The 7,675-nt window shown below is 73.3% G+C and carries 10 protein-coding genes; 8 read left to right on the top strand and 2 right to left on the bottom strand.

From position 1 onward, the window contains the following. The 8 genes from EF903_RS24500 to mutM form a co-directional block, all read left to right on the top strand. The coding region (locus tag EF903_RS24500) for an ATP-dependent DNA helicase RecG (RefSeq protein ID WP_148142565.1) at positions 1–1,613 on the top strand (1,613 nt) is incomplete at its 5' end. A gap of 187 nt (positions 1,614–1,800) precedes the next feature. Continuing rightward, positions 1,801–2,379 carry a 16S rRNA (guanine(966)-N(2))-methyltransferase RsmD gene (gene rsmD, locus EF903_RS24495; protein WP_125546609.1) on the top strand — a complete coding sequence of 193 codons (579 nt, stop codon included), beginning with the start codon at positions 1,801–1,803 and terminating at the stop codon, positions 2,377–2,379. 29 nt (positions 2,380–2,408) lie between these two features. Beyond that, positions 2,409–2,888, top strand: coding sequence for a pantetheine-phosphate adenylyltransferase (gene coaD, locus EF903_RS24490; RefSeq protein WP_185902795.1), 480 nt, complete (start codon positions 2,409–2,411; stop codon positions 2,886–2,888). A 105-nt stretch (positions 2,889–2,993) separates the two neighbouring features. Next, on the top strand, positions 2,994–4,043 hold the full coding sequence (locus tag EF903_RS24485; protein WP_125546607.1) for a cell division initiation protein: 1,050 nt from the start codon (positions 2,994–2,996) through the stop codon (positions 4,041–4,043). A 128-nt stretch (positions 4,044–4,171) separates the two neighbouring features. After that, positions 4,172–4,822, top strand: a complete 651-nt coding sequence (locus EF903_RS24480; RefSeq protein WP_114058495.1) for a DUF177 domain-containing protein — start codon at positions 4,172–4,174, stop codon at positions 4,820–4,822. A gap of 2 nt (positions 4,823–4,824) precedes the next feature. Next, on the top strand, positions 4,825–4,998 hold the full coding sequence (gene rpmF, locus EF903_RS24475) for a 50S ribosomal protein L32 (RefSeq protein ID WP_026165248.1): 174 nt from the start codon (positions 4,825–4,827) through the stop codon (positions 4,996–4,998). A 19-nt stretch (positions 4,999–5,017) separates the two neighbouring features. Further along, complete coding sequence (rnc, locus tag EF903_RS24470; RefSeq protein ID WP_125546605.1) at positions 5,018–5,824, top strand: ribonuclease III; 807 nt, start codon at positions 5,018–5,020, stop codon at positions 5,822–5,824. A 151-nt stretch (positions 5,825–5,975) separates the two neighbouring features. Then, positions 5,976–6,836 carry a bifunctional DNA-formamidopyrimidine glycosylase/DNA-(apurinic or apyrimidinic site) lyase gene (mutM, locus tag EF903_RS24465; RefSeq protein WP_125546603.1) on the top strand — a complete coding sequence of 287 codons (861 nt, stop codon included), beginning with the start codon at positions 5,976–5,978 and terminating at the stop codon, positions 6,834–6,836. Here mutM and EF903_RS24460 read toward each other — a convergent pair. Together EF903_RS24460 and EF903_RS24455 are read right to left on the bottom strand one after the other, a co-directional pair. Then, the gene (locus EF903_RS24460) at positions 6,809–7,192 is read right to left on the bottom strand and encodes a helix-turn-helix domain-containing protein (RefSeq protein WP_125546601.1); all 384 of its coding nucleotides are present in this window, start codon (positions 7,190–7,192) and stop codon (positions 6,809–6,811) included. The genes mutM and EF903_RS24460 overlap by 28 nt on opposite strands. 91 nt (positions 7,193–7,283) lie before the next feature. Then, on the bottom strand, positions 7,284–7,675 hold a 392-nt coding region (locus EF903_RS24455; protein WP_148142564.1), incomplete at its 5' end, for a CAP domain-containing protein.

Raw genomic sequence — 7,675 nt, 5'->3', positions numbered from 1 at the left:
CCCTGCGCGAAGGCCGCGGCCTGGTCCCGCTCACCGAGGCCCTGCTCAAGATCCACCGGCCGGGCACCAAGGCCGACATCGAGGACGCCCGCCGCCGCCTGAAGTGGGACGAGGCCTTCGTCCTCCAGGTCGCGCTGGCCCGCCGCCGCCACGCCGACGCCCAGCTGCCGGCCGTCGCCCGCCGCCCCGCCCCGGGCGGCCTGCTCGACGCCTTCGACGCCACGCTCCCCTTCACCCTCACCGCGGGCCAGCAGGCCGTCTCCCGCGAGATCTTCGACGACCTCGCCACCGAACACCCCATGCACCGCCTCCTCCAGGGCGAGGTCGGCTCCGGCAAGACCCTGGTCGCGCTGCGGGCCATGCTCGCCGTCGTCGACGCCGGCGGGCAGGCCGCGATGCTCGCGCCCACCGAGGTCCTCGCCCAGCAGCACCACCGCTCGATCACCGAGATGATGGGCGAGCTCGCCGAGGGCGGCATGCTGGGCGGCTCCGACCAGGGCACCAAGGTCGTGCTGCTCACCGGATCCATGGGGATGCCCGCGCGCCGCCAGGCCCTGCTGGACCTCGTCACCGGCGAGGCCGGCATCGTCATCGGCACCCACGCCCTCATCGAGGACAAGGTGCAGTTCCACGACCTCGGCCTCGTCGTCGTCGACGAGCAGCACCGCTTCGGCGTCGAGCAGCGCGACGCACTGCGCTCCAAGGGCAGGCAGCCCCCGCACCTCCTGGTGATGACCGCCACCCCGATCCCGCGCACCGTCGCCATGACCGTATTCGGCGACCTGGAGACCTCCGTCCTCGACCAGCTGCCCGCGGGCCGCTCCCCGATCGCCACCCACGTCGTCCCCGCCAAGGACAAGCCGCACTTCCTCACCCGGGCCTGGGAGCGGGTCCGCGAGGAGGTGGAGAAGGGCCACCAGGCGTACGTGGTCTGCCCGCGCATCGGCGACGGAGAGGACGACCCCAAGAAGAAGCAGGCTGCGGAAGAGGCCGACAGGCGCCCGCCGCTCGCCGTCCTCGACGTCGCCGAGCAGCTGTCCCGGGGCCCGCTCGCCGGGCTGTCGGTGGAGGTGCTGCACGGCCGGATGGACCCCGCCGACAAGGACGCCGTCATGCGGCGCTTCGCCGCCGGCGAGGTCCAGGTGCTGGTCGCCACCACCGTCATCGAGGTCGGCGTGAACGTCCCGAACTCCACCGTCATGGTCATCATGGACGCGGACCGCTTCGGCGTCTCCCAACTGCACCAGCTGCGCGGCCGCGTCGGCCGCGGCTCGGCCCCCGGCCTGTGCCTCCTCGTCAGCGAGATGCACGAGGCGAGCCCGGCCCGCGCCCGCCTCGCCGCCGTCGCCGCCACCCTGGACGGCTTCGAGCTCTCCCGCATCGACCTGGAGCAGCGCCGCGAGGGCGACGTCCTCGGCCAGGCCCAGTCGGGCGTGCGCTCCTCCCTGCGGATGCTCGCCGTCATCGAGGACGAGGAGGTCATCGCCCAGGCCCGCGAGGAGGCCGCCCGCGTCGTCGCCGCAGACCCGGAGCTGGAGGGGCTCCCCGGCCTCCGGGGCGCCCTGGACGCCCTGCTGGACGCCGAGCGGGAGCAGTACCTGGAGAAGGGCTGACCGCGCGGGCCGCCACCCGTACGGCGGCCCGCCCGCCGGGCCCGCAGCGGGGCCGGGCCGGTGCGGGCCGGCCCCACGACCTATCGTGGACCTCGCGGCGGCCGGCGGAGCCCGGCGGCCGGCCCGGGACCGCGGCACACCGCCCGCCCCGCGCAGCAGCCCCCACCGCCGTACCGAAGGACCCCAGATGACCCGCGTGATCGCCGGCAGCGCCGGCGGGCGACGGCTGGCCGTGCCCCCCGGCACGGGCACCCGGCCGACCTCGGACCGGATGCGCGAAGGCCTGTTCTCCACCTGGGAGTCGCTGCACGGCGTCGAGGGGGCCCGCGTCCTCGACCTCTACGCCGGATCCGGCGCCGTCGGCCTGGAGGCCCTCTCGCGCGGCGCGGAGCACGCCCTGCTCGTCGAGACCGACGCCAAGGCCGCCAAGGCCATCCGCGACAACATCCGCACGCTCGGCCTGCCCGGCGCCGAGTTCCGGGCCGGCCGCGCCGAACAGGTCGTGGCCGTGCCCGCCGCGGGGGAGCCGTACGACGTCGTCTTCCTCGACCCGCCGTACGCCGTCACCCACGACGATCTTGGCGAGATCCTCCTCACACTCCGCGCCAACCGCTGGATCGCGGACGGTGCGCTCGTCACCGTGGAGCGCGGCACCAGGAGCGGAGCGTTCCCGTGGCCGGAGGGGTTCGAGCCGCTGCGCTCCCGCAAGTACGGCGAAGGCACCCTCTGGTACGGCCGCGCCGCCTCCACCAGCGAAGAGTCATGATGCCCGCACCGGAGAACAAGGGGACCAAGTTGCGCCGCGCCGTCTGTCCGGGGTCCTTCGACCCCGTCACCAACGGGCACCTGGACATCATCGGCCGGGCCGCCCGGCTCTACGACGTCGTCCACGTCGCCGTGATGATCAACCAGTCCAAGAAGGGGCTGTTCACCATCGAGGAGCGGATCGAGATGATCCGCGAGGCGACCGCCGAGTACGGCAACGTCGAGGTCGAGTCCTTCCACGGGCTCCTCGTCGACTTCTGCAAGCAGCGCGACATCCCGGCGATCGTCAAGGGCCTGCGCGCCGTCAGCGATTTCGACTACGAACTCCAGATGGCCCAGATGAACATCGGACTCAGCGGCGTGGAAACGCTGTTCGTGCCGACCAACCCGACGTACAGCTTCCTGTCCTCCTCCCTGGTCAAGGAGGTCGCGGCCTGGGGCGGCGACGTCTCGCACCTGCTGCCGCCGCACGTGCACGCGGCGCTCACCGCCCGGCTCGCCGAACGCTGACCGGGCGAAGGCGCCGCCGTTCGCTGTCGGACGCCGCGCCCGTGGCCTTACAGTCGTCCCGTCCGTCTCAGGAACCGCCCCGAGGCCGAGAGAGTGCGAGCCGCCATGGACGTCCACAAGAAGCTCGACGAGATCGTCGCGGCCGTCGGCGGCGCCCGGTCCATGCCCATGTCGGCCTCCTGCGTCGTCAACCGCGCCGAGCTCCTCGCCCGCCTCGAGGAACTGCGCGAGGCGCTGCCCGGCTCCCTCGCCCGCGCGGAGGAGGTGCTCGGCGGCCGGGAGCAGGTCGTCGAGGAGGCCCGCCGGGAGGCGGAGCGGATCGTCGGTGCCGCGCACGCCCAGCGCGCCGCGCTGGTCTCGGACGCGGAGGTGGCCCGCCTGTCCAGGGACGAGGCGGACCGGATCCTGGCGGAGGCCCACCGGGAGGCCGCGGAGGTCCGCGCCCAGGCCGACGACTACGTCGACGCCAAGCTCGCCAACTTCGAGGCCGTCCTCACCAAGACCCTCGGCTCGGTCGACCGCGGCCGGGAGAAGCTGCTGGGCCGCGGCCCCGGCCTGGACGGCGAGGGCCGCCCGGACCCCGACGCGCCGGAGCCCGACGGCGACCCGGAGACCCTCCGCCGGCAGGCCGACGCCTACGCCGACGCGAAGCTGGCCACCATCGAGGCGGTGCTGGCCAAGACCCTGGAGGCCGTCGGCCGCGGCCGCCAGAAGCTGCTCGGCCGGATCCCGGCGGACGACCTCGGCGCGCACGTGGCCGCCCGGGACGCCGAGGGGGCGCAGTCCTCCCGCGCCGCGAGCGACGCGGACTTCCTCGCCGGCCTCGCGGAGCCGGAGCCCCCGGCCGCGGCCCCGGCCATCCCCGCGCAGGCGGCGGCCGAGCCCGTGTACGGCGGGTACGGCTACCCGCAGCCCGGCGGGCAGGACGGCTACGCCTACCAGGACCCGTACGCGTACGGGCAGCAGCCCGTCCCGCAGCCGGACCCCTACGCCGCGGCGTACGGCGGCCAGCCCGACCCGTACGCCGTGTACCAGGCGCCGGGCGCGGCCGGCTACCCGTACGGGCAGCAGCAGGCGGCCCTGGACGAGACGAGCTTCTTCGACACGAGCATGATCAACCTGGAGCAGCTGCGCCAGTACGAGCAGGGGCGCTGACCCGGATTGGGCTCAGGGCGGGGCTGCGGGTATCCTGACTGTTCGGTCGCGCGTATCCGTCGCGATCCGCGCTGCCCTTGAGCGGCGGCGTTCTCGATCTTCAGTGATTCCCGAAAGCAGGAACGGCCCTGAACACCCGCCTCGACCACCGCAACCCCCTCGTGTTCGACACGCACGAGCTGGGTCGGCGTCCTGGTGCCATGCAGCGGCTGTCCCGCGAGATCCCGGCTCCGGCGGACCTCGGCCTGGCCGGTGTCATCGGCGTGCCGGAGGGTGCGCCGCTGAAGATCGACCTCCGCCTGGAGTCGGTCATGGAAGGGGTGCTTGTCACAGGCACCGTCCGTGCATCGGCCGAGGGGGAGTGCGTAAGGTGTCTGGAGTCCGTCGGGCGCGAGCTCAAGGCGGACTTCCAGGAGATGTTCTCGTACCCTGACGCCGACGACCGGGGCCGCCCCAAGGCGGAGCCGGCCGACGACGCCGAGGACGACGAGGACACGCTCTACCTTGAGGACGGCTTGTTCGACCTCGAACCCGTGCTGCGGGACGCGGTGGTGCTCGCACTGCCGCTGCAGCCGGTGTGCCGGGAGGACTGTCTCGGTCTGTGCCCCGACTGCGGGGTCAGCCTGAACGAGGACCCGGAGCACCACCACGACGCCGTCGACATCCGTTGGGCGGCTTTGCAGGAACTCGTCGTGACCGATCAGGACGGCGAGAAGGACAACATGAGCGGCACTGCATCTGACGACGTTCAGAGCGCCGCCGAGAAGCAGGAGAAGTAGCCGTGGCTGTTCCGAAGCGGAAGATGTCGCGCAGCAACACGCGCCACCGCCGGTCGCAGTGGAAGGCTGCGGTCCCCACCCTGGTTTCGTGTGAGCGTTGCCAGGAGCCGAAGCAGCAGCACATCGCGTGCCCGAGCTGCGGCACCTACAACAAGCGCCAGGTCCTCGAGGTCTGAGCGGCTGGTGAGAGGCGCAATGTCTGAACTGTCCAACGCTGAAAAGCAGGCAGACAGTAGCAACGCGGCCTCGTCCCCCACGCTTCTGGAAGGGCGGCTCGGGTATCGACTCGAGTCCGCCCTTCTGGTGCGTGCACTGACCCACCGCTCCTACGCCTACGAGAACGGCGGTCTGCCCACCAACGAGCGCCTGGAGTTCCTCGGGGACTCCGTCCTCGGCCTGGTGGTCACGGACACGCTGTACAACACCCACCCCGACCTGCCCGAGGGCCAGCTGGCCAAACTGCGGGCCGCGGTGGTCAACTCGCGTGCGCTGGCGGAAGTGGGGCGCGGCCTCGACCTCGGCTCGTTCATCCGGCTCGGCCGGGGCGAAGAGGGCACGGGCGGCCGGGACAAGGCCTCCATCCTCGCCGACACCCTCGAAGCGGTGATCGGCGCCGTCTACCTCGACAAGGGCCTCGACGCGGCCTCGGAGCTGGTGCACCGGCTCTTCGACCCGCTGATCGAGAAGTCCTCCAACCTCGGGGCCGGCCTGGACTGGAAGACCAGCCTCCAGGAGCTGACGGCGGCAGAGGGGCTCGGCGTGCCCGAGTACCTCGTCACCGAGACCGGTCCGGACCACGAGAAGACGTTCACTGCTGCAGCCCGCGTCGGTGGTGTCTCGTACGGCACCGGCACCGGCCGCAGCAAGAAGGAAGCGGAACAGCAGGCGGCGGAGTCCGCGTGGCGCGGCATCCGCGCCTCCGCGGACGAGCGGAAGGCCGCCGAGGCGGCTGCCGCGGACGGCGGGTCGCCGACCCCCGCCGACTCCGCGCCGCAGGTCTGACGCCGGCCGGTTCCTCCTCCTTCGGGTCCGCCCGCTCCTGCCGCGCAGGGGCGGGCGGAGCCGTGTCCGGGGGAGCCCGGCAGCGGTGCGGGGCGGGCCGGTAGGCTCGCGGGCAGAGCACCGCCGCAAAGCGCCCGCCAGGAGGAACACCGTGCCCGAGCTGCCCGAGGTCGAAGTGGTGCGGCGGGGCCTCGCACGCTGGGTCGCCGGCCGGACCATCGGCTCCGTCGACGTGCTGCACCCGCGCGCCGTCCGCCGCCACACCGCCGGCGGCTCTGACTTCGCGGACCGGCTGCGCGGTGAGACCGTCGGCGTCCCGCAGCGGCGCGGCAAGTACCTGTGGCTGCCCCTGGAAGGGCGCGGGCTGTCCGTCCTCGGGCACCTCGGCATGAGCGGGCAGCTGCTGGTCCAGCCCGAGGGCGCCCCCGACGAGAAGCACCTGCGGATCCGGGTGCGGTTCGCGGACGCCGCCGGCACCGAGCTCCGCTTCGTCGACCAGCGCACCTTCGGCGGGCTCTCCCTGCACGAGACCACCGCCGACGGCCTGCCCGACGTCATCGCGCACATCGCCCGCGACCCCCTGGACCCGCTCTTCGACGAGGCGTCCTACCACCGCGCGCTGCGCGCCAGGCGGACCACCCTGAAGCGGGCGCTGCTGGACCAGTCGCTGATCAGCGGGGTCGGCAACATCTACGCGGACGAGGCGCTGTGGCGGTCCCGGCTGCACTACGACCGCCCCACCGCCACCCTGACGCGCCCCCGGAGCACGGAACTCCTCGGCCACGTCCGGGACGTGATGAACGCGGCCCTCGAGGTCGGCGGCACCAGCTTCGACAGCCTCTACGTCAACGTCAACGGCGAGTCCGGCTACTTCGACCGCTCGCTCGACGCGTACGGACGGGAGGACCAGCCGTGCCGGCGGTGCGGGACGCCGATGCGCCGCCGGCCGTGGATGAACCGGTCGAGCTACTTCTGCCCGCGCTGTCAGCGGCCGCCGCGCGCGGCGTCGTAGGACTCCCGGGCGGAGAGCACCTGCGGCATGCTGCCCTCCAGGAAGTGGATGAGGCCGAGCAGCCGGTCCGCGACCTCGATGCCGAGCGGGGTGAGCTCGTAGTCGACGCGCGGCGGGTTCACCGGCTGCGCCTCGCGGCGGACGATGCCGTCGCGCTCCAGGGCCTGGAGGGTCTGGGAGAGCATCTTCTCGCTGACGCCGTCCACCTTGCGGCGCAGCTCGTTGAAGCGGCAGGAGCCGTCGCGCAGGGCGCCGACGGTGAGGCTGCCCCAGCGGCCGGTGACGTGCTCCAGCGTCTCCCGCGAGGGGCAGGCGCGGGCGAACGCGTCGAACGGCAGGTCTGTCGTCGTCTCCATGCGGCCAGCTTAACGCCGCACAGCGCTGTCGGGCGGGGTGCGCTTTCCGCAGGGTCGTGCCCCCGCCGTCGGCGGGCTCGGGCGGGCCGGGTCAGAAACCGAAGTCCTGGGTCCACCAGGGGCCGCCGGCCGCGACGTGGGCGCCCACGCCCAGGGTGCGGAACTCGCAGTTCAGGATGTTGGCGCGGTGGCCCGGGCTGTTCATCCAGGCCTTCATGACGGCCTCGGCGTCGCCCTGGCCGCGGGCGATGTTCTCGCCGCCGAGGCCGGATATGCCGGCGGCCGAGGCGCGGTCCCAGGGGCTCCGGCCGTCGGGGTCGGTGTGGGAGAAGAAGCCGCGGACGGCCATGTCCTTGCTGAAGGAGCCGGCCAGAGCGGCGAGCGGCGGGTTGGCGCGGACCGGGCCGCACCCGGCCTGCGCGCGCTCCTGGTTGACCAGCGCCAGTACGGCCGCCTCGTCGGCGGAGTGGCCGTCGGACGGCT

This window comes from Streptomyces sp. WAC05292, assembly GCF_003949955.1.
Classification (GTDB): Bacteria; Actinomycetota; Actinomycetes; order Streptomycetales; family Streptomycetaceae; genus Streptomyces; species Streptomyces globosus.
The sequence above is the reverse complement of the archived record's forward strand: the minus strand, read 5'-3'. Positions and strand labels throughout refer to the sequence as shown.

Bases quoted from the DNA above. Each gene is read 5' to 3' on its own strand.
- EF903_RS24460 (WP_125546601.1), bottom strand. From the start codon at position 7,192: ATGGAGACGACGACAGACCTGCCGTTCGACGCGTTCGCCCGCGCCTGC.
- EF903_RS24485 (WP_125546607.1), top strand. From the start codon at position 2,994: ATGGACGTCCACAAGAAGCTCGACGAGATCGTCGCGGCCGTCGGCGGC.
- rnc (WP_125546605.1), top strand. From the start codon at position 5,018: ATGTCTGAACTGTCCAACGCTGAAAAGCAGGCAGACAGTAGCAACGCG.
- rsmD (WP_125546609.1), top strand. From the start codon at position 1,801: ATGACCCGCGTGATCGCCGGCAGCGCCGGCGGGCGACGGCTGGCCGTG.